Source organism: Allosphingosinicella sp. (assembly GCF_046295735.1).
Taxonomy (GTDB): Bacteria; Pseudomonadota; Alphaproteobacteria; order Sphingomonadales; family Sphingomonadaceae; genus Allosphingosinicella.
This window is the reverse complement of record NZ_JBKBMQ010000006.1, coordinates 133961-157381: the sequence shown is the minus strand read 5'-3', so window position 1 is coordinate 157381 and position 23421 is coordinate 133961. Positions and strand designations below refer to the sequence as shown.

Annotated in this window: 25 protein-coding genes and 1 tRNA gene; 9 read left to right on the top strand and 17 right to left on the bottom strand. The window is 68.5% G+C overall.

Going from position 1 to position 23421, the window contains the following annotated elements:
• Positions 1-78 precede the first annotated feature (78 nt).
• The 4 genes from rplL to aroA form a co-directional block, all read right to left on the bottom strand.
• On the bottom strand, positions 79-459 hold the full coding sequence (gene rplL / locus ACK4K7_RS07590) for a 50S ribosomal protein L7/L12 (protein ID WP_431864869.1): 381 nt from the start codon (positions 457-459) through the stop codon (positions 79-81).
• 60 nt (positions 460-519) lie between these two features.
• Entirely contained in the window at positions 520-1035 is a 516-nt protein-coding gene (gene rplJ / locus ACK4K7_RS07585; RefSeq protein ID WP_431864867.1) for a 50S ribosomal protein L10, read from the bottom strand.
• A 257-nt stretch (positions 1036-1292) separates the two neighbouring features.
• On the bottom strand, positions 1293-1925 hold the full coding sequence (gene cmk, locus ACK4K7_RS07580; RefSeq protein ID WP_431864865.1) for a (d)CMP kinase: 633 nt from the start codon (positions 1923-1925) through the stop codon (positions 1293-1295).
• Positions 1922-3235 (bottom strand): 3-phosphoshikimate 1-carboxyvinyltransferase, encoded by a 1314-nt coding sequence (gene aroA / locus ACK4K7_RS07575; RefSeq protein ID WP_431864863.1) that lies wholly within the window; start codon positions 3233-3235, stop codon positions 1922-1924. Before aroA ends, cmk begins: the two co-directional genes overlap by 4 nt.
• A gap of 111 nt (positions 3236-3346) precedes the next feature.
• Here aroA and ACK4K7_RS07570 point away from each other — a divergent pair, with 111 nt between their 5' ends.
• Positions 3347-3673 carry a TIGR02300 family protein gene (locus ACK4K7_RS07570; protein WP_431864862.1) on the top strand — a complete coding sequence of 109 codons (327 nt, stop codon included), beginning with the start codon at positions 3347-3349 and terminating at the stop codon, positions 3671-3673.
• A gap of 83 nt (positions 3674-3756) precedes the next feature.
• Positions 3757-3832, top strand: a tRNA-Ala gene (locus ACK4K7_RS07565).
• A gap of 731 nt (positions 3833-4563) precedes the next feature.
• Here the strand turns inward: ACK4K7_RS07565 and ACK4K7_RS07560 are convergent.
• A complete protein-coding gene (locus ACK4K7_RS07560) occupies positions 4564-4794 on the bottom strand; it encodes a hypothetical protein (protein WP_431864860.1) in 231 nt (76 codons plus the stop codon).
• A 1044-nt stretch (positions 4795-5838) separates the two neighbouring features.
• Positions 5839-6324, bottom strand: coding sequence for a hypothetical protein (locus ACK4K7_RS07555; protein ID WP_431864858.1), 486 nt, complete (start codon positions 6322-6324; stop codon positions 5839-5841).
• A gap of 34 nt (positions 6325-6358) precedes the next feature.
• Between ACK4K7_RS07555 and ACK4K7_RS07550 the strand changes: the two genes are divergently transcribed.
• Positions 6359-6628 carry a hypothetical protein gene (locus ACK4K7_RS07550; RefSeq protein WP_431864856.1) on the top strand — a complete coding sequence of 90 codons (270 nt, stop codon included), beginning with the start codon at positions 6359-6361 and terminating at the stop codon, positions 6626-6628.
• Between the two features lie 105 nt (positions 6629-6733).
• The gene (locus ACK4K7_RS07545; RefSeq protein ID WP_431864854.1) at positions 6734-7492 is read left to right on the top strand and encodes a hypothetical protein; all 759 of its coding nucleotides are present in this window, start codon (positions 6734-6736) and stop codon (positions 7490-7492) included.
• Positions 7493-7788: 296 nt separating this feature from the next.
• Here ACK4K7_RS07545 and ACK4K7_RS07540 read toward each other — a convergent pair whose 3' ends face one another.
• The gene (locus ACK4K7_RS07540) at positions 7789-7941 is read right to left on the bottom strand and encodes a hypothetical protein (RefSeq protein WP_431864852.1); all 153 of its coding nucleotides are present in this window, start codon (positions 7939-7941) and stop codon (positions 7789-7791) included.
• A 472-nt stretch (positions 7942-8413) separates the two neighbouring features.
• Here ACK4K7_RS07540 and ACK4K7_RS07535 point away from each other — a divergent pair, with 472 nt between their 5' ends.
• Together ACK4K7_RS07535 and ACK4K7_RS07530 are read left to right on the top strand one after the other, a co-directional pair.
• Positions 8414-8563, top strand: coding sequence for a hypothetical protein (locus tag ACK4K7_RS07535; protein ID WP_431864851.1), 150 nt, complete (start codon positions 8414-8416; stop codon positions 8561-8563).
• A 130-nt stretch (positions 8564-8693) separates the two neighbouring features.
• Positions 8694-8840 carry a hypothetical protein gene (locus tag ACK4K7_RS07530; RefSeq protein ID WP_431864849.1) on the top strand — a complete coding sequence of 49 codons (147 nt, stop codon included), beginning with the start codon at positions 8694-8696 and terminating at the stop codon, positions 8838-8840.
• A gap of 53 nt (positions 8841-8893) precedes the next feature.
• Here ACK4K7_RS07530 and ACK4K7_RS07525 read toward each other — a convergent pair whose 3' ends face one another.
• The gene (locus tag ACK4K7_RS07525; RefSeq protein ID WP_431864847.1) at positions 8894-9370 is read right to left on the bottom strand and encodes a DUF6968 family protein; all 477 of its coding nucleotides are present in this window, start codon (positions 9368-9370) and stop codon (positions 8894-8896) included.
• A 180-nt stretch (positions 9371-9550) separates the two neighbouring features.
• On the opposite strand from ACK4K7_RS07525, the gene ACK4K7_RS07520 reads away from it, so the two are divergent.
• Positions 9551-10429: an ABC transporter ATP-binding protein gene (locus ACK4K7_RS07520; RefSeq protein ID WP_431864846.1), complete on the top strand. Its 879-nt coding sequence runs from the start codon at positions 9551-9553 to the stop codon at positions 10427-10429.
• Positions 10430-10442: 13 nt separating this feature from the next.
• Positions 10443-14027 carry an ABC transporter permease/M1 family aminopeptidase gene (locus tag ACK4K7_RS07515; RefSeq protein WP_431864844.1) on the top strand — a complete coding sequence of 1195 codons (3585 nt, stop codon included), beginning with the start codon at positions 10443-10445 and terminating at the stop codon, positions 14025-14027.
• A gap of 47 nt (positions 14028-14074) precedes the next feature.
• Here the strand turns inward: ACK4K7_RS07515 and ACK4K7_RS07510 are convergent, their stop codons facing one another.
• From ACK4K7_RS07510 to ACK4K7_RS07470, 9 genes are all read right to left on the bottom strand, one after another.
• Positions 14075-14536, bottom strand: coding sequence for a YaiI/YqxD family protein (locus ACK4K7_RS07510; protein WP_431864842.1), 462 nt, complete (start codon positions 14534-14536; stop codon positions 14075-14077).
• Positions 14533-14970 carry a YidH family protein gene (locus ACK4K7_RS07505; protein WP_431864840.1) on the bottom strand — a complete coding sequence of 146 codons (438 nt, stop codon included), beginning with the start codon at positions 14968-14970 and terminating at the stop codon, positions 14533-14535. Before ACK4K7_RS07505 ends, ACK4K7_RS07510 begins: the two co-directional genes overlap by 4 nt.
• A 36-nt stretch (positions 14971-15006) precedes the next feature.
• Positions 15007-17124 (bottom strand): transglycosylase domain-containing protein, encoded by a 2118-nt coding sequence (locus ACK4K7_RS07500; RefSeq protein WP_431864839.1) that lies wholly within the window; start codon positions 17122-17124, stop codon positions 15007-15009.
• Positions 17125-17136: 12 nt separating this feature from the next.
• The gene (locus ACK4K7_RS07495; protein ID WP_431864837.1) at positions 17137-18309 is read right to left on the bottom strand and encodes an NAD(P)/FAD-dependent oxidoreductase; all 1173 of its coding nucleotides are present in this window, start codon (positions 18307-18309) and stop codon (positions 17137-17139) included.
• Positions 18310-18325: 16 nt separating this feature from the next.
• Positions 18326-19105, bottom strand: a complete 780-nt coding sequence (gene purC / locus ACK4K7_RS07490; protein WP_431864835.1) for a phosphoribosylaminoimidazolesuccinocarboxamide synthase — start codon at positions 19103-19105, stop codon at positions 18326-18328.
• Between the two features lie 98 nt (positions 19106-19203).
• Positions 19204-19575: a nuclear transport factor 2 family protein gene (locus ACK4K7_RS07485; RefSeq protein ID WP_431864833.1), complete on the bottom strand. Its 372-nt coding sequence runs from the start codon at positions 19573-19575 to the stop codon at positions 19204-19206.
• Between the two features lie 83 nt (positions 19576-19658).
• Positions 19659-20408 carry a class I SAM-dependent methyltransferase gene (locus ACK4K7_RS07480; RefSeq protein ID WP_431864832.1) on the bottom strand — a complete coding sequence of 250 codons (750 nt, stop codon included), beginning with the start codon at positions 20406-20408 and terminating at the stop codon, positions 19659-19661.
• Position 20409: 1 nt separating this feature from the next.
• Positions 20410-21627 carry a kynureninase gene (kynU, locus tag ACK4K7_RS07475; protein WP_431864830.1) on the bottom strand — a complete coding sequence of 406 codons (1218 nt, stop codon included), beginning with the start codon at positions 21625-21627 and terminating at the stop codon, positions 20410-20412.
• A complete protein-coding gene (locus ACK4K7_RS07470; protein ID WP_431864828.1) occupies positions 21624-22472 on the bottom strand; it encodes an alpha/beta hydrolase family protein in 849 nt (282 codons plus the stop codon). The genes kynU and ACK4K7_RS07470 overlap by 4 nt, the downstream gene beginning before the upstream one ends.
• Positions 22473-22635: 163 nt before the next feature.
• On the opposite strand from ACK4K7_RS07470, the gene ACK4K7_RS07465 reads away from it, so the two are divergent.
• Complete coding sequence (locus tag ACK4K7_RS07465) at positions 22636-23421, top strand: inositol monophosphatase family protein (protein WP_431864826.1); 786 nt, start codon at positions 22636-22638, stop codon at positions 23419-23421.

The window sequence follows — 23421 nt, the reverse complement described above, 5'->3', positions numbered from 1 at the left end:
GCTTCGGACCGAGTCCAAAAGAAAAGGGCGGCGCCATCGCTGGAGCCGCCCATCCTTTCTGCAAGAAGCTTTTCGAGCTTACTTGAGGTCGACGGTGCCGCCGGCTTCCTCGATCTTCTTCTTGATCTCTTCGGCTTCCGCCTTGGAGACGCCTTCCTTGATCGGCTTCGGAGCGCCTTCGACCAGCGCCTTGGCTTCGCCGAGGCCCAGGCCGGTGATCGCGCGGACTTCCTTGATCACGTTGATCTTCTTGCCGCCGTCGCCGGTGAGGATGACGTCGAATTCGGTCTTCTCTTCCTCGGCCGGGCCGGCCGCGGCGCCGCCGCCGGCGGGACCCGCAACCGCGACCGCGGCCGCGGCGGACACGCCCCAACGCTCTTCGAGCGCCTTGGCGAGATCGGCGGCCTCGAGGACCGTCAGTTCGGACAGCTGGTCGACCAGCGCATTGATGTCAGCCATTTTCATTCTCCGTTCGGGTGGGGCCGAAGCCCCGATAGGTTCAGTTCAAAAGGGATGGTGTCAGGCGTCTTCCTTGGCCGCATAGGCCTGGAAGATGCGCGCGAGCTGGGCACCCGGCTCGCTGACGACACGTGCGATCTTGGTCGCGGGCGCCTGGATGAGGCCCACGATCGTCGCGCGCAGTTCGTCGAGCGACGGGAGCTCGGCCAGCGCCTTCACTCCATTCACGTCGAGGACGGTGTCGCCCATCGCCCCGCCGACGATCTCGATCTTGTCGGTCGTCTTGGCGAAGTCGACGACGGCCTTGGCCGCGGCCACCGGATCGGCGGACGTGGCAAGCGCCGTCGGGCCGGTCAGCATGTCGCCGATCGGCTGGTAGGCGGTGCCCTCGAGGGCGATGAGAGCGAGCCTGTTCTTGGCAACCTTGTAGCTGGCGCCGGCGTCGCGCATCCGGATCCGCAGGGCGGTGGACTGGGCCACCGACATGCCGAGATTGCGGGTGATCACGACCACCGCCGTCTCTTCGAACGTCTGCTTCAGCTCGGCAACCAGCTCTGCTTTTTGAGCTCGATCCATGCTTCTCTCCACTAAGCCCGCCGGGACGTCCGGCGAGCGGCACTTTTGTCCGTGAGGGGGGAGAGGCCCGAAGCGGAAGACTTCGGCGAAAGGCCGGCGCCGCGCCGCGCGCGAACCGGACCATTTGAAACTCTGTCCCCGTCTCGGCTGGAGATTAAGCCCCTCGAAAATCTCGGGGCGCCAGCTGTCTCGGACGGCGACCGGAAGGGCGAGCCCCGCCGGTCAGGCGGCGGCCCATAGCAGATATGGCCGCCGGGTCAAGCGGATGCGCCGGACCGCGCCGCCTCGACGATGGCGACGGCGCGGGCGGTCGCCTCCTCGATGCCGAGCGCGCTGGTGTCGAGGAGATGGGCGTCGGGCGCCTGACGCAGCGGCGCGGCGGCGCGCTCCGAATCGCGGGCGTCGCGGGCGCGGATGTCGAGCAGGACGTCGTCATAATGGACGTTGAGTCCGAGCCGGCCCAGCTCCTCGAAGCGGCGGCGGGCGCGGACCTCGGGCGCGGCGGTGACGAACAGCTTCACCTCGGCTCCCGGCGCGATCACCGTGCCGATGTCGCGCCCGTCGAGCACGGCGCCGCCCGGCATCGCGGCGAAGCGCTGCTGCCGCTCGAGCAGCGCGCGGCGCACGGCGGGATAGGCGGAGATGCGCGAGGCCACGCTTCCCACCGCCTCGCTCTTCAGCTCCGGGTCGGCGAAGTCGATCTGGGCGATGTCGCAGGCGCGCAACGCGGAGAATTCGCTCTCCGGATCGCCGCCGGTCTGGAGCAGATTGTAGCCGACCGCCCGGTAGAGAAGGCCGGTATCGAGATGCGGGAGCGCATAGCGGGCGGCGAGCGCGCGGGCGATGGTGCCCTTGCCGCTCGCGGCCGGTCCGTCGACGGCGATGATCATCTGCGCAGGGCCTCCACGGCGTCGGCGAAGCCGGGCCAGCTGGTCGATGCGGGGGTCATGTCGGCGATCCCTACCGGCTCGGCGGCGTGGAGGCCAGCCACCGCGAAGCTCATCGCGATGCGATGGTCGAGCCGCGGGTCGATCCGACCGCCGCCCGGCACGGGCTCGCCGCCGCTCCCGCGGACGGCAAGCCCGTCCGCGCTCTCCTCGACCGGAACGCCGATCGCGCACAGGCCGGCCGCCATCGCGGCGAGTCGGTCCGATTCCTTGACCCGCAGCTCGGCGAGGCCGCTGGTGCGGGTGGTGCCGGCGGCGAAGGCGGCGGCGACGAACAGGATCGGATATTCGTCGATCATCGACGGCGCGACCTCCGGCGGAACGTCGAGGGCGGTCAGCGCCGAGTGGCGGACGCGAAGATCGGCGACCGGCTCGCCGCATTCTTCGCGCGTGTCCAGGAAGGCGATGTCGCCCCCCATCGCGCGCAGCACCTCGAACAGGCCGGCCCGCAGCGGATTGACGCAGACATTCTCGATCAGCAGCTCCGATCCGGGCACCACCAAGGCGGCGACCGCCAGGAAGGCGGCGGCCGACGGGTCGCCCGGCACGCGCAGTTGCTGCGGTCGCAGCTCGGCCTCGCCCCGGATCGCGATCTCCGGCCCGTCGCGCCTTATGTCGGCGCCGAACAGAGCGAGCATCCGCTCGCTATGGTCGCGGGTCGGGACGGTCTCGATCAGGCGGGTGACGCCCGGGATGTTGAGCCCAGCGAGCAGCAACGCCGATTTCACCTGCGCCGACGGCACGTCCAGCCGGTGCGTCAGCGCCGCGGCGGGGGCGAGGCCGCGCAGCGCGATCGGCAGCCGGGTGCCGGGCGCGGCGACGATGTCGGCGCCCAGCCGCCGCAGCGGCTCCGCCACCCGCGCCATCGGCCGCGACGACAGCGACGCGTCGCCGTGGAGGATGGCAGTGAGGTCGTGGCTGGCGGCGAGCCCCATCAGCAAGCGGGCGGAGGTGCCCGAATTGCCCATGTCGAGCGGCCGTTCGGGCTGGAGCAGGCCGCCGGTCCCGACGCCCCGGACCCAGACGGTGCCGTCCGCCTCCCGCCCGATCCCAGCGCCCATCGTGGCCAAAGCGGCGGCGGTGGAGCGGACGTCGCCACCCTCCGACAGGCCCTCGATCCGGCTGGTGCCGAGCGCCATCGCGCCGAGCATCAGCGCGCGGTGGGAGATCGACTTGTCGCCCGGCACGCGGGCGCGTCCGCGCAGGCTCCCGCCGCGCCCGAACGTCATCGGCAAGGGCCCGGCCTCACGCATGCGCTTGGCTTTTGACAGCGCGCCACCCATGTGGCAAGGCGCCCGCCGATCACGGTCCTCCCGGCTCGGGCGCGGCCGCATATTTCAATTCTGTCTGGAGTTTCTTCACCGATGGTGAAAGCTGAATGGGGCACCAAGCGCACCTGCCCGAAATGCGGCACCCGCTTCTACGATCTGGGCAAGGAAGATCCGGTGACCTGCATCGAATGCGGCGTCGCCTGGGATCCGGAGCCGGTGCTGAAATCCAAGCAGCCGCTGCCGTTCGACGCGCCCAAGAAGGAAGCCGAGCCGGAGAAGGAGGATTCCGATCTGGCGGCCGACGATCTCGATCTCGACGTCGATGAGGATGCGGAGGAGAATCCGGACGACGAGGTCGATCTGGGCGGCGACGACGACATCGGCGTGGCCGGCGCGACCGACGACGACGAGGACGTTTAAGCATCTTGCGAAGCGGCGCCGCATATCCTAGATGCGGCGCCACAGCGGCGGACCCCTCCCGGCGGTTCCGCGTGAAAAGGTTCGGGGCCGTAGCTCAGCTGGGAGAGCGTCGCAATGGCATTGCGAAGGTCAGGGGTTCGATCCCCCTCGGCTCCACCATGTCCCTCGACATAGACGTCTTCGGGCGAGAGTGATGTCGCAAACGGCGCCTCGGCGCCCGCTTGGTCGCGCCTTGTCCGGCCTTAACCGGCCCGAAGCCGCACTTCGCAGCCGGAAAGCGGCCGAGAAACCCGCGGATTCCCGTCGAACTTCACTTCATGCACGTGTTGCGCGACCAAAAGTGCGAACTTCGCCCGGCGGGCGCGGTGGGCGGAGCGGCTGGTGCTCGACGATGTCAAAGAGCGGTTCCCGCGCCAGGTTCGCAGGCGAATTCCTACATTGCAAGCGGCGCTGGCTGTGGCTTGCGGTGGAAAGCGAACGCTGCGGCCATTACAGTCACGTCCATGGATTGCCTCTTCCTCGGGGTGCGTCGCTTGGTAGAGGCGGTCGATCGGAAGATCGACCGCTGGTCACGTTCAAACGCGCCTCCACCGGGAATATGCGCAGACTCGTTCAAGCGAAGGCTGCAGCGTGAAACCGAGGAAGCGGCTGCCGAATGGACGGACAGCTACGATGGCGGGGGTGGTGGCGACTAGGCTGTGTACCCAATATCCACAACGGCCGTGACGGAGTTGATGTTTTGGCAGGGCGAGGAGCGAGGAGGAGCGATGCTGTCGCACGTGACCGACGAGCGACGCTGCCCTGGCGGAAGAGCCGCCCCTCCTGCCGGCTCACCGGTCCGCCGAAGTGTCCCGCCGGCATCAGCAACGCGGCGAAGAGAAGGACACGTTTCATCGAGCGAGGATGAAGCCGTCCGAGCAGGACAGCCGCAAGATCGCCATGATCACCGCGAGTTGGGCACTGGAATGCGCATGCTCTTTGGCGTTCCGTTCGTTCATGCGACCGGCGGCATCGGTGTATGCCTCTAGATATGCAACATGAGCTATGTGCCCTTTGACGACCATTACAGCGACCTGCATCTCCGGCACCGCGTCCCCGACACTTCCCCTGTACTCGCTCACATGCGGGAGCTCCGCTTCTATAACCGCAAGGCGCTCGTAATCCCCGACCGCACAAATGTGGTCGGACGAACTGACGAGAGAATTGTTATAAAGAGGAAGAACAGGCGAGCCGCTTTGGCCCCACTGATTTATGTAGGTAATCAGCTGGTTCTGGAGAAGCCTCGACTCCTCGCCAGGATCGCGAGGCTGCCCGAGCTGGCCTGCTTAATTTCACTCCGCGGACTCCGTTCCGTAGCATCATTGGACCGCCCCCCTCCGCCGCCCGCACGCGTCGCTGCGTCCCAACGCCTCCAGGCGGGCGGACAAGCAGCTGCATTGAGGGAAGGTCATCAAAGGCTCCGGGCGTAGGCAGCCGCCTTCCAATCCGAGTTCCGGCTTGTGAGATCTCGCAGGATACTTTCGGCGCGGTCGGAGCCGGTGACGGCTGGAACTCTGACCATAATTTCTCCCTCAGCACGAGCTTAATATTTGCTACTGCGCTCTGGAAGCCGTTTCTTTACATGTGTTGAGATAGTTTTCTTGAGAGCTTTTTCTTTCATGCTGGCGGCGCCCGCCGAAAGCAGCACTCGTACAGGTTGATACCGTCTAGGAGCGCGTCTTGAGCACTCAGGACTCAAATCAAGCTTCGACTTCTGAAGTGCAGTGGACTTACGCCACGACGGAGCTTGCTCACTCATCAATAAGTGACTGTCGCTGATCGGAAAAACTGCTCTACCATTCTCCTCGACATAGACGTCTCTCCCCCAGACTGGCGGCGCAAACGCTACCTTCGCGCTCGCGTGGTCGCGCCTTATCCGGTCTTAACCCGCCTCACAGCTGCGTGTCGGCACCAAAAAGCGGCCGAAGAACCGGCGGATCGCTTCAAAGTTCACCACACGCACATGTTGCGCGACCCAAAGCGCGAACTTCGGCCGGCCGGCGCGGTCGAAACGGCGCGGCGGAGCGGCTGATATCCGATCAGGTCAAAGAGCGGTTGCCGCCCGAGGGTCGCAGGCGAATTCCTACATTGCAAGCGGCGCATCTGCCGCTTGGATCGCCACGCGGTCAGTCGTCGGAATAGAAGCGGTCGTCATCGACCAGCGGTACGTCCCGTCTCGCCGCCACGCCGTCGAGAAAGGTGCAGATTACCCGGTGCTCGAAACCAACCGCCTCATTCGCCCAGGGCCGGCCGTAGCGCGGGACGGTGTCGCCGACCTTCTTGACCTCAGTCGCACAGAGATCGGCGAACAGGGTGGACTCGATGCATCGTCGCAGGAAACCGATCCGAAAAGGGCTCCTCCGTTCGTGGATGGTGTTCGTGATCTCGCGAAGCCAGGCCTTGTCGCGCCGCTCGCCGCGCCATCGCGACAGCTCGGAATAGCCCTGAAAATCGGTATATGCGGGGCGCGGGTCGGTCGGGTCCAGGCGGCCGGGAAAGACCTTTTCCGGATCATTGCCGCATTCCTCGCCCGGCTCGCATCGGCAGGCGAACGGCGCGCGAGCCTCTTGCCCGAATCGTTCCCATCCTGTTCTCGTCGCGCGGATGGGCATTCCACGGCCGAAAGACCTCTCCGACCTGATCCGGATGGACGCGAACCTTAAGGTGACGTGCCGCGTGTGCGGCCGGACGGGCGTCTTTCCGACCCGCGACATCGTCGCCTATTTCCGTGCGCGGAGCTGGAACAGCGCCTGGACGGCCGCCGGAGAGCGCTTCCGCTGCGACGGGATCGGCGCGGAAGGCTGCGGCGCCAGAGGCGCCCACCTGTCGCTGGTCCCGATCGCCCGCGCTCCGGCGATGGAACCGCCGAGGCCGACCGCTCGCGACCTCAGGGCCGAGGCCGATCGCCGGAGGTGACATGGGCCGGGGGGAACCAGCACGATGCTGGCCGTCGGCCAGCGGTGCAGGAGGCCCTTCGCCATGGAATCGCTGGACATGCTTTCGAAACGGCTGGACACTTGAATGTTCATGATGCGGAAGACCCTGACTTTCAGATGGAAAACGATGGCGGGCAGGACCCTCGGGATGCTGGCTGCCGCATCGTTCTTCGTGGCGACGCCGCCCTCTTCCGCTGATGCCAGGGACGCCACCGCCCCTGCCGGCCCCACGTACGTGGCGACCGTGGCGCCCGGGCGCCTTCTCAGCGATGCGGGTATCTTCGAGATCCTCGACGAAGCGTTGTCGTACGGATGGTCTTACTCGATCGGGTACCAGAGCCCGTTGCCGGCAATCTCATCCTTCAATCCGGCCAGCGGCACGGGGGTCTTCGCGGACGGCCCATATTTCGGGCTGCGGGCGTTCCCCGGCCGGCCGGTCACGATCACCGTCGCCGCCACGGAGGTGGAATTGGGCCATACGGAATGGAGACCCCCGGTCGAGGCGGCGGCGGGCGATCGTCCGGTTCTTTCCGGATATGCCTATGTGGCATCCGCGTCGGAGCCGACTTACGGTTGGGGGTATATCGGCTTGTGGAGAAGCACCGACGCCGATGCTCCGCACACCCTGCTGGTCTGGTTCGGCCGCGATCCTCACGGAGACCTGTTCCACCTGGCTCTTGGCCGGGGACGCTCGGCCGACCTCGCGTTCGGTTGGACGTCGCTTCCGTTGCATGGTTGGGAGGGGTTCGAGCTGCTCCATCAGGACCACCAGCGGAACCTTTTCAGTCACTACAGATACGAGGTGAATGTGTCGGAGATCCGTCGACGGATGCTCGCCCGATGAAAGCCGGCGGTTGATTGGCTCTCGCTCGTCAGGGCCGCGCCTTCCCGATCGCGCCGGTCGCCGAGCCGTCGGCGGAGGATCCCGATGATGACGACGCCCGCACCGGTGGCCGCCGCCGCATAACTCGCGGTGTGCGCCCATGCGACGGCGTAGAAGGCGACATGCTTGTCGCCCGGGACGAGGAGCGCCCATCCGCCGGGGACGGGGATGGCGCCCGCGGCGGCGAGCGCGACGCCGAGGATCAGTCCCGCCCACCAGGTGGCGACGATCCCCCAGCCCGAGGCTAGGAGAAACGGCTACTCCGTCGGGAAGATCGGAGGCTGCGCGATCGTAAAATATTCGACGCAGATGTGGGCGGTGACCTGATCGTGGAGGATGCCGTAGGCCATCGCCGCGACCGTGACGAAGGCTACAATTCTCGTCCCCTCCAGGCGCCCAGCTCTTCTCACCCTCATCCCCCGCGAGCGGACGCTAGCGACACTCGTCATGGCGTTCGCGTGAGCGCCCGTTCTCGACCCGAAGCGGACGTTAGCGCCCTTGCGAATGCTCATAAGCAGCGAGGAGTGGCCACAGGTCCTGACCGCCTTCAGGGATCAGTTCCGCTGCATTGCGGACGGTATAGTATTCGACATCGTTCTTGATGCTGCCTCATGTCGCCAAACGCCATTGCCAACCCGTCCCGAGCTTTGGCAGGCGATCGCGCCTCGACTGCTTCGAGGCACGCTACCGGGTGCCTTTCCGATGTGATGATCACTTTGGCGCGGCGCGGCTCCCACCTTGCCGTTCATCCCGGGGGCTGCGGCCTTCCCCCCTCGGAAAGGAGCCCCGGACGATGAAGCGTCGCCGCTGTCATCCTCGCGCAGGAGGGACGAGGCCGTGACGCTGCTGGCGACCGTCTTGAATTACTGACTACCCTTCGCCGTGGCTGCGCTCTTCGCGGGTTTGGGCTTTCGGCAGATGTTGGACTCGGATCCCCTGGAAACCTTCACGACATCGTTGATGCTGCTGGTGGCTTGCGCCGCGCTGCTCATCGTGGCGGGCGCCTGCATCTATCGACTGGCGAGGCAATGACCGTTTGCCGTCGTCGGTCGACGTCACGCGATGGGTGCACATTCAGGCGAACGTCCGAGGGCGCGACCACATTGCTCGCGTCGGAACATCGCGGGCGGCCGCTCGCTTCCCTCTTTCGAAGGAGACGGACATGACCGATCAGAAGAAGAAGGGCGACTTCAATCAGTGGGAGAAGGAAGGCGTCGGCGGCAACCGCAAGCAGGACAATTCCGACGAAGCCAGCCGCAGCAATACCGACACCGCCACCCAGAACAGCGGCACCGGCAAGAGGCGTTAGGCGAGCTCCGGCCCGGGGGTCACCAGGAGAAGGCGAGAGGGTTAGATCGTGCCTTATTCATCCCAGAGTTCCGGGTGGCGCTCCCTGCACTCTTCGCGGAAGATGTCCTCCGCACGTCGCAGCAGCTCGGCACCTTCGCGGCTGTAGGCCGCCGCTGCGGCTTCAGCGGCCACATTGCTCAAGTGGCCCAGGAAAAGAGCGTAGTAGCCGGCGTCGCTGCCGCCCGCCCAGTCCGGCCCTGTATCGCTCCGCGGCGGCAGACCCAGGGCCAGGCTGTCGAACCAGGTCAGCGGCAAGCCTTGCGCCTGAGCCTTCAAGCGGAGCGCGTCATGGGCTGAACGCATCGCAAGCAACAGCGCCTGGACCGCGTCCACGCCCCACACGGTCCGCTCGACGGCTCCGTCCGGCCAGGCGATTTCGAAGCGACAGCTGTAATCCTGGGCGTGGGATACGGGCTGGAAGAATGTGCAGCGGACCGTATCGGAGCCTTGCGTGAAGCTCCTCTCGACGAACGGGCGATCTTCCGGCATCCGTCACCTCCGCCCGACACTCTGGTCGAACTGGCGAGCGATCGCAACGGATGGCGAGCGGGCATTGCGGCATGGATGGCAGGCCTGATGCCACTCAGCTTCCGCCATGCGCCCTCCAAGCTGATTTACAAAGCTAAGACACTATGGCACGACAAGCGGGCTTGGGGAGAGGGGGAGTCGATGCTCGAGCTTGCAAATGTCAGCCACGTCTATCCGAACGGCACGCGCGCGCTTGACGGCGTGTCGCTGTCGATCCCGCGCGGCATGTACGGCCTGCTCGGCCCGAACGGGGCGGGCAAGTCCACGCTGATGCGGACCGTCGCCACGCTCCAGACGCCGAGCGAGGGGGATATCCGCTTCGGCGACATCGACGTGATCCGCGAGCCCGAGCGGCTGCGCCGCACGCTCGGCTATCTTCCCCAGGATTTCGGCGTCTATCCGCGGGTGTCCGCGCAGGACATGCTGTCCCACATGGCGGTGCTGAAAGGCATCGCCTCGGCCGGCGAGCGCAAGGCGACGGTCGAGAGCCTCCTCCAGCAGGTCAATCTGTGGAACGTCCGCAAGAAGGCGCTGGCCGGCTTTTCAGGCGGCATGCGGCAGCGCTTCGGCATCGCCCAGGCGCTGATCGGCAATCCCGACCTCATCATCGTGGACGAGCCCACGGCCGGGCTCGATCCGGAGGAACGCAACCGCTTCCTGAACCTGCTGGCCGAGATCGGCGAGAATGTGGTGGTGATTCTGTCCACCCACATCGTGGAGGACGTGTCCGACCTGTGCCCGCGCATGGCGGTGCTGGCCGACGGCCGCATCCAGCTGGAAGGCGCGCCGCTGGAGCTGATCGCGGCGACCCGCGGCCGCATCTGGATGAAGGCGATCGCCCGCGCCGAGATCGAGGATCATCGCGCGCGCTACGACATCATATCCACCCGCCTGTTCGCCGGCCGCACGATCATCCACGTGCTCGCCGACAGCGATCCTGGCGACGGCTTCGCGCCTGTCGAAGGCGGGCTGGAGGACGTCTATTTCTCGACCCTCGCCGGCCTGCGCCGCGCGGCCTGAGAAGGGTCCCCTCATGCTGCGCCACATCGCCGCCTTCGAATTTCGCTATCAGCTGAAGAACCCCGTCTTCTGGGTGACGGCGGCGATCTTCTTCCTGCTCACCTTCGGCGCGATGACCGTCGATCAGATCCAGATGGGCGGCGGCGGCAACGTCCTCGACAACAGCCCCTATGCGACGGCGGAAAAGCACCTCATCCTGTCGCTCTTCTTCATGTTCGTGACCACCGCCTTCGTGGCGAACGTGATCGTGCGCGACGACGAAACCGGGTTCGGCCCGATCGTGCGGTCCACCCGCATCACCAAAGCGGACTATCTGTTCGGCCGCTTCGCCGGAGCGATCGGCGTGGCGCTGCTCGCTTTCCTGGCGGTGCCGCTGGCGATCTGGCTCGGCTCGCTGATGCCGTGGCTTGATCCGGAGACGCTCGGCCCCAATCGCCTGCGGGACTATGCCTTCGCTTATTTCGCGCTGGCGCTGCCCAACATCATCGTCACCGGCGCCATCTTCTTCGCGCTGGCGACGGCGACGCGTTCGATGATGGGCACCTATCTCGCCGTGATCGGCTTCATCGTCGTCTATACGGCGGTCAACGTCTCGCTGGCCGATCAGCCGCAGCTGGAGCAGACCCGGGCGCTGGTCGATCCGTTCGGGATCGCGGCCTGGGAGCTGGAGACGCGCTACTGGACCGCGGCCGAGCGCAACCAGGACGTGCCGTCTTTCGCCGGGCTGCTGCTCTGGAACCGGCTGATCTGGGGCGCGGTCGCGGCGGCGTTCCTCGGCCTCGCTTTCTTCCTCTACCGCTTCGCCGACCGCGGCCTTTCGCGCGGCAAGCGCCGCCGGCAGAAGCTGCTCGACGCCGCCGCGTCGCAAGCGACGCCCGTGACCGCGGGGCCGCTGCCATCGCCGCGCTTCGGCCGTGCCGCGGCCCGCGCCCAGCTCGCCGCGCGCACGCGCCTCGAAATGGGGCAGGTGTTCCGCAGCCCCGCTTTCCTGGTGCTGATCGTGCTCGGCCTGCTCAACGCCGGGACCGCGCTTTGGACGGGCGGCGATCTTTACGGCATGCCGACCTATCCGGTGACGCGCGCGCTCATCCCGCTGCTCGCCGGCAGTTTCATCATCATCCCCCTGATCATCGCCATCTATTATGCGGGCGAGCTCGTCTGGCGCGAGCGCGACCGCAAGATGCACGAGATCGTCGATGCGACGCCGCTGCCCAATTGGGCCTATGTGGTGCCCAAGACGATCGCGGTGTCGCTGGTGCTGCTCACCACGGTGATGATCAGCGTGGTGGCCGCCATCCTGGTTCAGCTGCTCAAGGGCCATTCCGAGCTCGAGCTCGGCAAATATTTCCTGTGGTACATCCTGCCCTTCACCTTCGACATGGTGCTGTTTGCGGTGTTGGCGGTGTTCGTGCAGGCGCTCAGCCCCAACAAATATATCGGCTGGGGCGTGATGGTGCTCTACCTCATCGCGCGGATGGTGCTCGGCACGATCGGCTTCCAGCACAATCTCTACCTCTATGCCGGCGTGCCGGCCGTGCCGCTCAGCGACATGAACGGGGCGGGGATCTATTGGGAGGCGGCCTGGTGGTTCCGGCTTTATTGGGGCGCCTTCGCCTTGCTGCTGCTGGTGGCGGCGCACCTCCTGTGGCGGCGCGGCACCGAGACGCGGCTGAAGCCGCGGCTGGCGCGGGCACCGGCCCGGCTGAAGGGGCAGCCGGGGCTGATCGCGGGCGCGGCGGCGCTGGTCTTCGCCGCGAGCGGCGGCTGGATCTTCTACAACACCAACATTCTCAACGATTATTGCACCACCGGCGACAACGAGCGCTTTCAGGCCGAATATGAGAAGCGCTATCTTCCCTTCGAAAATCTGCCGCAGCCGACGATCAGCCATGTCGAGATGAACGTCGCGCTCTACCCGTCCGACATTCGCGCCGAGACGCGGGGGCGGCTGCGCCTCGTCAACCTCAACCCGGTGCCGGTGGAGGAGGTGCATGTGCGGGCCGGCGACCGGGCGATGGAGCTGACCGCCCTGGACTTTCCGGGCGCCCGCCTGACGCGCCACGACGAGGAATATGGCTATCGCATCTACCGGCTCGACGCGCCGATGCGGCCGGGCGAGACGCGCGAGCTGCGCTTCGCGACGCTGAGGGAGCAGCGCGGCTTCCGCAATTCCGGAGCGGACACGCGGCTGGTGCCGAACGGTACCTTCCTCAACAATTTCGAACTCGCCCCGCAGATCGGCATGAACCGCTTTCAGCTGCTGCAGGAGCGGTCCACGCGGCGCAAATACGGCCTCCCGCCCGAACTGCGCCCGGCGAAGCTCGAGGACATGTCCGCCACCGCCCGCTCCTATTTCGGCGGCGGATGGTCGACCGCCGACATCACGGTGTCGACCGAGGCCGATCAGGTGCCGATCGCGCCGGGCCGGAAGGTGGTCGAGCGGGTGGACGGCGGGCGGCGGACCGCGCGCTTCGTGTCGGACGCGCCGATCCTGACCTTCTTCTCCATCCAGTCCGCCCGCTATGCGGTGGAGCGGCGGCGCCACGACGGCATCGACCTTGCCGTCTACTACCACCCCACCCATCACTGGAACGTCGGCCGGATGCTGGACGCGATGCAGGCGTCGTTCGATTATTTCCAGCCGGCCTTCGGTCCCTATCAGTTCGAACAGGCGCGGATCATCGAATTCCCGGCTTATGCCACCTTCGCCCAGGCCTTCGCGAACACCATGCCTTATTCGGAAGCGATCGGCTTCGTCGCCGACGCGCGCGATACGGACGAGATCGACTATGTCACCTATGTCACCGCCCATGAAGTGGCCCACCAATGGTGGGCGCATCAGGTGATCGGCGCCGACATGCAAGGCGCCAGCATGCTGTCCGAGACGCTGGCGCAATATTCGGCGCTGATGGTGATGAAGCGGCTGTACGGCGAAGACAAGATCCGCCGCTTCCTCAGATACGAGCTCGACAAATATCTGCGCAGCCGCGGCACCGAGGCGATCGAGGAGCTGCCGCTCGCCCGGGTCGAGAACCAGGGCTATATCCATTATCAGAAGGGTACGCTGGTCATGTACCTGCTGCAGGAGCGGCTGGGCGAGGAGGCGGTCAACCGGGTGCTGTCCCGGCTGATCGCACGCTACCGCTTCAGCGGCGCGCCCTATCCGCGCTCGCTGGACCTCATCGCGCTGTTACGGGAGGAAGCGCGAACGCCTGAACAGCAGGCGCTGATCACCGACCTGTTCGAGCGGATCACGATCTACGACCTGAAGGTCGAAGCGCCGACCGCGGTGCAGCGGCCGGACGGGCGCTGGGACGTCAGCGTGCCGGTGGTGGCGGCGAAATATTATGCCGACGGGCGCGGCCGGGAAACCGAGGCGAACTTCGCGGAAGCGATCGAGATCGGCCTGTTCACGGCCGAGCCCGGCCGGGGCGCTTTCGACCGGTCGAACGTGGTGGCGCTGGAGCGGCGGCCGCTCCGTCCAGGCCGGCAGGTGGTCCGCTTCGTTGCCGACCGCAGGCCCAGCCATGCCGGCGTCGATCCCTACAATTACTACATCGACCGCAACTCCGGCGACAATGTCGCGCCGGTCGGCTGAACGGGTAGGGCAAGGTCAGGCAGCTAGCCCGGTCGCTCCTGCCAGGATTACGATCGGGATCGGCGTTGCGTCCGGACGATCGTTTCGTCGAGCGCTTGCAGGAACCTCGATCTGTCCGCTTTCGCGAAGGGCGCCGGGCCGCCCATCTGGTCGCCGCCGGCCCGCAGGTCGGCCATGATGGCGCGCACGGCGATCGCGTTGCCGATCGAGGCGGTGGTGAACGGCTTGCCCGTCGGCGCGATCACGGCCGCGCCGGATTTGAGGCAGCGGTCCGCCAGCAGGATATCCGCGGTGACGACGATCGTTCCCTCGCCCGCCGCCTCGGCGATCCAGTCGTCGGCCGCGTCGAACCGGTCGCTCACCACTTTCCTGTCGATCAGGGGATCGCTCGGGATGCGGATGAAGCTGTTGCTGACGATGGTGACGGGTATGCGATGGCGGGCGGCCACGCGATAGATCTCCTCCTTCACCGGGCAGGCGTCGGCATCGACCAGGATGCGCGCGCTCACGCGCCGTTGTCCGGGCGGAGTTCCAACAGCCAGAGCGCCGCGACGAGGGCGGTGGTGGCGGCGACGAGGGCGTAGGTGATCAGGCGGAGGTTCACCGCCTTGAACGACTTCACCTGATGGGTGTCGAGGCGGGAGAGGACGCTGCAGGCGCGGCGCTCGGCGGCCAGGAACACGAAGATGCCGATGAACAGGAAGACGGTCGCGATCGCCTTCGCCACCCAGGCCGGCTCCATCATCTGGAACAAGGCGTTGAAGCCGAGGCCGATGCCGACCGCGGCCATGCCGGTCCGCATCCAGCCGGCGAAGGTGCGCTCGTTGGCGAGCACCGTCCGGTCCTCGGCGAGGTCGGTCCGGTCCTCGGCCATGGAGTCGCGGTCCTTGTCATCCCGATCGCGGCCGCTCTTGCCGATCTGGTCCTGCTGTTGATCCGTCATCGAGGATGACAACGCCGCCCGGCCTTCACGGTGCCGTCACTCCTCGTCCTCGGCCGGGGCGGGCGGGGGCGGGGCGATGGTGACCGGCGGCCGCTGCGGCGCGCGGTCCTGCGGCGGAGTCGCGGGCTGGCGCTGGCCGGGCAGCGGCTGCAGCGCCGGCTGTCCGCCGCCGGCCGCCGGCGGGGGCGGGGGCGGCGGGGCGATGGTGACCGGTCCTTCGCCTTCGCCTTCGAAGGGGAGATCGGCATCGTCCCCCGGCGCGGGATCGACCGGCACCAGCTCGCCCGCTTCGACGCCCGCTTCGATGTCGATGTCGCTGAGCGGGATCGGCTCGGCCTGGGGCGCGCGGCGGGCGCCCAGCGCCTCGCTCATGAAATTGCCCCAGATGCGGGCGGGCAGGCCGCCGCCGGTGACGCCGGGCAGCGGGCTGTTGTCGTCGTTGCCGATCCAGACGCCCACCACCAGGTCCTCCGCGAAGCCGATGAAGACGGCGTCGCGATTGTCCTGGGTGGTGCCGGTCTTGCCGAAGCTCGGCACCTCGATCGCGGCGGCGCGGCCGGTGCCGGCATTGGCGGCGTGGAACAGCAGGTCGCGCAGCGGCGGGAAGGCGCGGTCGCGGTTGAGCTCGGTCATCGACGGCCACCAGCGGCCCAGCCAGCCGCGCCGTTCCTCGGGAAGCCCGCGCGCCCGCACCGGATAGCGGCCGGAGGCGACCGAGGCGAAGGCGGAGGTCATCTCGATCAGCGTCGTGCCTTCGGTGCCGAGCGTCAGGCTGCGCACCGGCTGGAGCGGCGTCGAGAGGCCGAGATCGCGCGCGGCCTGGATGACGGCGTCGCGGCCGACCTGCTCCTGGATGCGCACCGCCGCGACGTTGCTCGACACGGCGAAGGCGTCGCGCAGGGTGATGCGGCCGCGATAGCGATTCTCGTAATTGCGCGGCGCCCAGTCGCCGAGCTGGAGCGGCGTGTCCTCGATGACCGTGTCGGGGGTCATGCCGGCGCGGAAGGCGGCGAAATAGGTGAACAATTTGAAGGCGGAGCCGGGCTGGCGGCGCGCCTGGGTGGCGCGGTTGAACGGGCTTTGCGCATAATTCTTGCCGCCGACCATGGCGACCACGCGCCCGTCCCAGCGCATGGCGACCAAGGCCACCTGCGCGCGGCCGAGGCCGGCCTGGCGGACGGTGCGCACCGCGATGCGCTGCAGATCGCCCTCCAGCGTCGTCATGACGCGCCGCTCGCCATAGCTAGCTTCCGCCAGCTCGTCGGCGTCGGGCAGCACCCAGTCGGCGAAATAGGTGCCGGTCGGCACATCGTCGCGCGGGCCGCGGCGGACGCGGGCGGGGCTCAGCTCCTCATGCTCCTCGGCGGTGATGTAGCCGGCGTCCACCATCGCCCGCATGACCAGCCGCGAGCGTTCCTGCGCGCCGTCGAGATTGCGGGTGGGGGCGAGGCGCGAAGGGGCGTTGACGATGCCGGCCAGCATCGCCGCCTGTGGAATGGTGAGGTCTTCGGGCGCGGCGTTGAAATAGTGGCGGGCGGCGGCGCGCAGCCCGTAGACGTTGTCGCCGAAATAGATGTTGGAGAGATAGCGGCTGAGGATCTCGTCCTTCGACAGCCAGGTTTCCAGCCACACGGCGATCAGCGCCTCCTGGATCTTGCGCCCGGCGGTGCGTTCGGAGGACAGGAAGCTCGTCTTGGCGAGCTGCTGGGTGATGGTGCTGCCGCCCTGGCGCACGCCGCCGGCGCTGACGTTGCGCACAACCGCGCGGGCGATGCCCATCGGATCGACGCCGAAATGGCTGTAGAAGCGCCGGTCCTCGATCGCCATGAAGGCCTGGCGGACATGTTCGGGCAGGCGGCTGGCGGCGACCGGCTCGCCGATGATCGCGCCGCGCCGCGCGATCGGCTCGCCTTCGGCCGACAGGATGAGGAGGCTGGGCGCGCCGGCCGGCTGAAGCGAGCGCGACAGCGGCGCCGTGAAGGCGAGCCAGGCGATGATGAAGACGAACAGGCCGATGAGGATCAGCAGCGCCTGCTTCACCCGCTTGCGGCGGATCGATGGCTGCGGCGCGGCGGCGGCGCCCCCGGCATCGGGCGGAGAGGCGGGATCCTCTACCGAAAATCTGTTCGAACCGGCAGGCTGATCCACACGCATACTCCTCGGCGGTCAGAACGAAGCGGGCGGCGCCGGGTTGCGGCCGGGCGCGGCGAAACGTTCCGGGCGGACATGTTCGGGCGCGACGCCCAGTTCGGCAAGCCCCTCCGGCCAGGCGCCGCCGGTCGCGAGCGCCTCGGCCGCGGCGGCCATCGCGGGCGCGGTCTGGAGGCCGTAGCCGCCCTGTCCCGCCAGCCAGAAGAAGCCCGGCGCGTCGGGCGCGAAGCCGGCGGTCGGCACCCGGTCGGCGGTGAAGGTGCGCAGCCCCGCCCAGCGGTGCGCGATGCGGGCGACCGGCAGCGTCGTATATTGCTCCACCTTCCAGGCGGCGAGCGCCACGTCATAGTCTTCCGGCCGGGCGTCGCAGGGATCGTCCTCCACCTCGTCGACCGGCGAGGCCATCAGCCGCCCGCCCTCCGGCAGGATGTAGAAATCGTCGACGGCGCTCTTCACGAACGGCCAGTCCCGCACGTCGGCGCCGGCCGGGGGATCGACGACGATGATGGTGCGGCGAAGCGGTTTGAGGCCCAGCGGGCGGACCCCGGCCATCCCGGCGATCCGGTCCGCCCAGGCGCCGGCGGCGTTGACCAGCACGGGCGCGGTCCAGCTCTCGCCGCTCTCGCTCGCGACGCGCCAGCCGCCGCCGGCGGATTCGACCCGGGCGACGCGCCGGCCGGTCAGCACCTCGCCGCCGCTCGCGCGCACGGCGCGGGCATAGGCCTGGAGCAGGGCGTCGGCGTCGAGCCTCAGCCCGTCGCGGTCGACCGCGCCGGCGACCACCGCCTCCGGCCCGATCCGCAGCGGCGGGAACAGCGCGCGCATCTCCGCCGCGTCGACCTCCTCGATCGCGTCGGAGAAGCGGCGCATGTCCGCGACGAGATCGGCGAGGCCGCCGCGCATCTCCTCCGTCGCGACGAACAAGGCCGGGGCGCGGCGGGCGAGCGGCACGTCGGCGAAGCCCGGGGGCGGATCGAGGAAGAAGGGGCGGCTGAACGAAGTCAGGCCGCGCACCGTGCCGCGGCCGATGCCGTAATGGCTGAAGGTCGCGCTGCGGCCGGACGAATGGTAGCCGAGCGCGTCTTCCGCCTCCACCACCACCACTCTGCCGTGCCGCGCGAGCCGGGCGGCGGCCGAGATGCCGGCGATGCCGCCGCCGATGACGAGGAAGTCGGCCCCGCTGTCCATCGCCCGTGCCGACCGGCTAGATGCCGCGCTTCTTCCGGTGCTTGTCGAGGTCGAGCACCATGTTCGCCTCGCCTTCCGGCATCAGGCCGAGCCGGCGCGCGACCTCCTGATAGGCCTCCGCCTCGCCGCCGAGATCGCGGCGGAACCGGTCCTTGTCGAGCTTCTCGCCCGACGCCATGTCCCACAACCGGCAGCCGTCGGGGCTGATCTCGTCGGCGAGGATGATGCGGCTATAGTCGTTCTCCCACAGCCGCCCGAATTCCAGCTTGAAGTCGACCAGCCGGATGCCGATGCCGGCGAACAGGCCGCACAGGAAGTCGTTGATCCGCACCGCGAGGTCGGCGATGTCGTTCATCTCCTCCTGGCTCGCCCAGCCGAAGCAGGCGATATGCTCCTCGGAAATGAGCGGATCGCCGAGCGCGTCGTCCTTGTAATAATATTCGATGATGGTGCGCGGCAGCGGCGTGCCTTCCTCGATGCCGAGCCGCTTCGACAGCGAGCCGGCGGCGACGTTGCGCACCACCACCTCGATCGGCACGATCTCCACCTGGCGGATCAGCTGCTCGCGCATGTTCAGGCGGCGGATGAAGTGGGTGGGCACGCCGAGCATGCCGAGCAGGGTGAAGATATGCTCGGAAATGCGGTTGTTGAGCACGCCCTTGCCGGAGATGGTGCCCTTCTTCTGCGCGTTGAAGGCGGTCGCGTCGTCCTTGAAATATTGGATGAGCGTGCCCGGCTCCGGACCCTCGTAGAGGATCTTGGCCTTGCCTTCGTAGATCTGGCGGCGACGGGACATGGGCGCTCCGGAAAACGGGTGCTGCAGGAAGGCGGCTCTATAGGGGAGGCGCCGGGGAAGGGCAATCGAATGGGGCGGGGTCCGGAAGGCGGCGGCGTTCAGCTGAGATCGACGATGCGGGCGATCTTGCCGTTTCTGAGTGTGAAGAAGGAGGCGCCCCGCATCGCGACCGCCACACCGGCCTTCATCGGTCCGAGATCGACGGCGGGCGTACCGGACCAGTCGATCTCCAGCGCGACCTGGTCTCCTGAGACGACCGCCGTCCTCACCACCTGCGACCTGGCCGAGAACATGGTGGCCGCTTGCCGGGCCAGGCCGGCGAACGCGTCGCGCCCCTCCAGCGTCAACGACTGACCGGAATTCGAGACATTCTCGAAGATTACGTCGTCCGTCACGCAGTCTATCAGCGCCTCCGCGTCCCGGCGGTTGTAGGCGTCCAGATAGCTGCGGATGATCTCGGGCAGCTGCATGCCGTGGAGCTTAACAGCGGCAGGATCGCAAGCAAGGACGTTCCCATCGGACACCTGCGAGTCGGCGATGCTCCTACCCCGGATCAGCCGATGCGCGCCGCGACGAGGGAGAGGGGCATGGCGAGGGGGAAGCGGCGGGTGCCGTCAATGCTCCGTTCGGCGGCTTCGGACAGGGCGGCCAGGCGGGCGGCGGCGTCGGGGTCGCGCTCGGCCGCCTTGGCGGCGGACCAGGTGCGGACATAAGCGAGGAGATCGGCGAGGCGCCATTCCAGCTCGATCCGGAAGGATGGCGTAGAAAGGCGATCGAACGGGAAGGCGATGTCGGCGCTGGGGTAGCCGTTCCACAAGATGCGGTTGGCGGGCGCCCAGAAGGGGTCCAGCAGGCGGCGCAGCGGGGCGAGGAGGGCGGCGTCCAGCTCCGGTTCCGGATCGAACCAGCTGTAGCCCCAGGCGCAGAAGAAGGCGCCGGGACGCGCCACCCGGCTGAGCTCGGTCCAGAAGCGCGGGAAGTCGAACCAGTGGAGCGCCTGCGCGACGGTGACGAGATCGAAGCTCGCCGGCGGAAAGCCGCTGCGTTCGGCGGGCGCGGCGGCATAGACGATGTTGGGCGCGGCGAAGCCGTGCGCTACCTGCTCCAGGCTGAGGTCGGTGGCGTGGACGGTGGCGAAACGGGCGGCGAGGCCGAGCGCGGCCTGGCCGTTGCCGGTCGCGCAATCCCAGGCCGCCTCGCGCGAGGCACACTGGCCGGCGATCCAGTCGAACAGTTCGGGCGGATAAGTCGGCCGCGCCGCGGCATAGTCGCCGGACCGTTCGGCGAAGCTCGCCGCGCCCATGTCAGGTCACCTTGCCGCGCACCGCGAAGCGGGGGTCGCGCCAGCGGCCGGTGGCGAGGATGTCCGCCAATATGTCCACCGCGCGCCAGACGTCCTCATGCCCGACATAGAGCGGGGTTATGCCGAAGCGGACGATGTCGGGCGCGCGGAAGTCGCCGATCACGCCGTCCGCGATCAGCGCCTGGCAGATCTCGAAGGCGTGGGGATGGGCGAAGGAGATGTGGCTGCCGCGCGCCTCCGGGTCCATGGGGGTGACGCAGGCGAGCTCCGGGCAGCGTTCGGCGGCCAGGCGGGCGAACAGGTCGACCAGCGCCACCGACTTCGCCCACAGGGCCTCCATCGAGACGCCGGCGAAGCTTTCCACCCCGCTTTCCAGCGCGGCGAGGCCGAGGATCGTCGGCGTCCCGGTGAGGAAGCGGGCGATGCCGGGGGCGGGGCGGTAATCGTCGGTGAAGGCGAAGGGCTCGGCATGGCCCATCCAGCCGGACAGGGGGTTGGCGAGCGACTCCTGGAGATGTTCGGCCACGTAGAGGAAGGCGGGCGCGCCGGGACCGCCGTTCAGATATTTGTAGCCGCAGCCGACCGCCAGCTCGGCGCCCGCGCCGTTGAGGTCGAGCGGCACCGCGCCGGCGCTGTGCGACAGGTCCCAAACGGTGCGCACCCCCGCCGCCGTCGCCCGGGCGGTGAGCGCGGCCATGTCCCAGCGTGCGCCGCTCTTGTAGTGGACGTGGGTGAGGAGGAGGAGGGCGACGTCCGGTCCGATCGCCACCTCGACCGCGTCGCGCGCGACGACGCGCAGTTCGAACCCCATCAGCTCGGCGACGCCGGCGGCGATGTGGAGATCGGTGTGGAAATTGCCGCTTTCGGTCAGGATGACGCGCCGGTCCGACAGGCGGGCGGCGGCGGCGAGCAGCTTGAACAGGTTGACCGAGGTGGAATCGGTGACGATCACTTCGTGCGGCCCCGCGCCGATCAGCGGCGCGATCTTGGCACCGACCCGCGCCGGCGCATCGATCCAGCCATGGTCGTTCCAGCTGCGGATGAGGGACGTGCCCCATTCCCGCGTCACCACCTCCTGCTGGCGGGCGACGGCGGCCCTGGGCAGCGCGCCGAGCGAATTGCCGTCGAGATAGATGAGGCCGTCCGGCAGATCGAACCGCGCGCGCAATTCCCGTAGCGGGTCCTCCCGGTCCAGCGCGCGGGCCTCGTCGCGGGTCATCGGCCGAGCGCCTTCATGATCTCCTCCGCCGCGGCCGCCCAGGCGGCGGTTTCGGGGGCGATCAGCTCGACATGGCCGGTGCGGTCGACCATCCGCACGCGCACCGCGTCGCCGGCCGCGCGCATTGGGGCGGCATAGCCTTCGGCATACGCGGTCGGGATGATCCGGTCCTGAAGCCCGTTCACCAGCACCTGCGGCACGCCGAGCGGGGCGAGCCGCGGCACCGACGTGTCGGCGAAATTCCCGCCCGTCAGGCGCCCGATCACCTCGGTCCCGCAGCCGCTTCCCGGCGGCCGCGCCGCTTCCTCGAGATCGGGGAGGCCGCCGAGGCTGACCACGGCGTGGATCGGGAGCGGGTCGGCGGCGCGCAGCGGACTTCCCTCGGGCAGGCGGGGCCGTCCCGCCAGCCACAGAGCGAGGTGCCCGCCCGCGCTGTGGCCGGTGGCGACGAGTCGCGAAATGTCGAGGTTGAAGCGCGGCGCATGCGCGCGCAGCGCGTCGGCCGCCGCGGCGGCGTCGGCGAAGGTGCCGGGATAGCCGCCGCCGTCCCGGTCGACGCCGCGATAGTCGATGTTCCAGACGGCGACGCCGCGCTTGCGCAGATCGTCGGCGATCCAGTTCATGATGCGCCGGTCGGCGATCTCGGTCTGCCAGCAGCCGCCATGGACCATCAGCACGGTCGGGTGCGGCCCGGCGCCTTCGGGGAGCCACAGGTCGACGAGCTGCATCTGGTCCGCGCCGTAGCGGATCGTCTCGTCCGGCTGCGGGCGGGGGCGCTCGAGCAGATCGGGCCAGACCATCAGGCCGTCCGGGCCGCTGGGCGCGGGCAAAGGCGGGTTCGTCATCGCGCAGGCGGTTAGAGCGAGCGCCAGCGCCGCCGCAAGCGCTTTCGCGCGAAGCCGGGGAGGAGTGGATGCCATGAGCCGCAGCGTAGCGGCTCGCCGGGGCGGGGGACAATCGTTTCTGCCGGCCGCTGGCGCGGGGCCAAGCGGCGGGTTAGGAGCGGGCATGAACGAGTTGGAAGAGCTGGCGGGCTTCGCGCGCGAACTGGCGGCGGCGGCGCGGGCCGAGACGCTGCCGCGGGTGCGCGGCGCCGCGGCCGAGAACAAGGCCGGCGAGGGGAAGTACGATCCGGTGACGGAGGCGGACAGGGCGGCCGAGCGCGCCATCCGCCGGCGGATCGAAGCCGCCTTCCCGGGCCACGGCATCAGCGGCGAGGAATATGGCGAGACGGCGGGGGCGGGGCGGTGGTGCTGGAGCCTCGATCCGATCGATGGCACCCGCGCCTTCGTCTGCGGTTTGCCGACCTGGGTGACCCTGATCGGCCTGCTGGAGGACGATCGGCCGGTGCTCGGCCTGATCGACGCGCCCCGGCTCGACGAGCTCTATATCGGGTACGGCCGCCGCGCGGTGCTGGCGAGCGGCGGGCGCGAAGAGGAGATCGCGGTCAGCGGCTGCGCGGAGCTGCGCGACGCGCGGGTCGCCACGACCGATCCCGATCTGCTTGGCCCCGCGGGCCGCGCGGCGTTCGAGGGCATCGCGCGCGAGGCGCGGCTGGTCCGCCTCGGCCTCGACGGCTACGGCTATGCGCGGCTGGCGGCCGGGACCATCGACCTGGTGATCGAGGAAGGGCTGAAGCCGCACGATTACAACGCCGTCATCCCGCTGATCCGCGCTGCCGGCGGCCGGGTCGGGGACTGGCGCGGCGGCGAGGATTATGAGGGCGGCCGGATCGTCGCGGCGGCGAGCGACGCCCTGTTCGAGGCGGCGCTGGAGCGGCTCCGCGCCGCCTGA

Excerpts from the sequence above, each read along its gene's own strand:
- rplL (WP_431864869.1), bottom strand. The coding sequence starts at position 459 with ATGGCTGACATCAATGCGCTGGTCGACCAGCTGTCCGAACTGACGGTC.
- rplJ (WP_431864867.1), bottom strand. The coding sequence starts at position 1,035 with ATGGATCGAGCTCAAAAAGCAGAGCTGGTTGCCGAGCTGAAGCAGACG.
- cmk (WP_431864865.1), bottom strand. The coding sequence starts at position 1,925 with ATGATCATCGCCGTCGACGGACCGGCCGCGAGCGGCAAGGGCACCATC.
- aroA (WP_431864863.1), bottom strand. The coding sequence starts at position 3,235 with ATGCGTGAGGCCGGGCCCTTGCCGATGACGTTCGGGCGCGGCGGGAGC.
- ACK4K7_RS07570 (WP_431864862.1), top strand. The coding sequence starts at position 3,347 with ATGGTGAAAGCTGAATGGGGCACCAAGCGCACCTGCCCGAAATGCGGC.
- ACK4K7_RS07555 (WP_431864858.1), bottom strand. The coding sequence starts at position 6,324 with ATGCCCATCCGCGCGACGAGAACAGGATGGGAACGATTCGGGCAAGAG.
- ACK4K7_RS07550 (WP_431864856.1), top strand. The coding sequence starts at position 6,359 with ATGGACGCGAACCTTAAGGTGACGTGCCGCGTGTGCGGCCGGACGGGC.
- ACK4K7_RS07545 (WP_431864854.1), top strand. The coding sequence starts at position 6,734 with ATGTTCATGATGCGGAAGACCCTGACTTTCAGATGGAAAACGATGGCG.
- ACK4K7_RS07530 (WP_431864849.1), top strand. The coding sequence starts at position 8,694 with ATGACCGATCAGAAGAAGAAGGGCGACTTCAATCAGTGGGAGAAGGAA.
- ACK4K7_RS07525 (WP_431864847.1), bottom strand. The coding sequence starts at position 9,370 with ATGCCGGAAGATCGCCCGTTCGTCGAGAGGAGCTTCACGCAAGGCTCC.
- ACK4K7_RS07520 (WP_431864846.1), top strand. The coding sequence starts at position 9,551 with ATGCTCGAGCTTGCAAATGTCAGCCACGTCTATCCGAACGGCACGCGC.
- ACK4K7_RS07515 (WP_431864844.1), top strand. The coding sequence starts at position 10,443 with ATGCTGCGCCACATCGCCGCCTTCGAATTTCGCTATCAGCTGAAGAAC.
- ACK4K7_RS07505 (WP_431864840.1), bottom strand. The coding sequence starts at position 14,970 with ATGACGGATCAACAGCAGGACCAGATCGGCAAGAGCGGCCGCGATCGG.
- ACK4K7_RS07500 (WP_431864839.1), bottom strand. The coding sequence starts at position 17,124 with ATGCGTGTGGATCAGCCTGCCGGTTCGAACAGATTTTCGGTAGAGGAT.
- ACK4K7_RS07495 (WP_431864837.1), bottom strand. The coding sequence starts at position 18,309 with ATGGACAGCGGGGCCGACTTCCTCGTCATCGGCGGCGGCATCGCCGGC.
- purC (WP_431864835.1), bottom strand. The coding sequence starts at position 19,105 with ATGTCCCGTCGCCGCCAGATCTACGAAGGCAAGGCCAAGATCCTCTAC.
- ACK4K7_RS07485 (WP_431864833.1), bottom strand. The coding sequence starts at position 19,575 with ATGCAGCTGCCCGAGATCATCCGCAGCTATCTGGACGCCTACAACCGC.
- ACK4K7_RS07480 (WP_431864832.1), bottom strand. The coding sequence starts at position 20,408 with ATGGGCGCGGCGAGCTTCGCCGAACGGTCCGGCGACTATGCCGCGGCG.
- kynU (WP_431864830.1), bottom strand. The coding sequence starts at position 21,627 with ATGACCCGCGACGAGGCCCGCGCGCTGGACCGGGAGGACCCGCTACGG.
- ACK4K7_RS07470 (WP_431864828.1), bottom strand. The coding sequence starts at position 22,472 with ATGACGAACCCGCCTTTGCCCGCGCCCAGCGGCCCGGACGGCCTGATG.
- ACK4K7_RS07465 (WP_431864826.1), top strand. The coding sequence starts at position 22,636 with ATGAACGAGTTGGAAGAGCTGGCGGGCTTCGCGCGCGAACTGGCGGCG.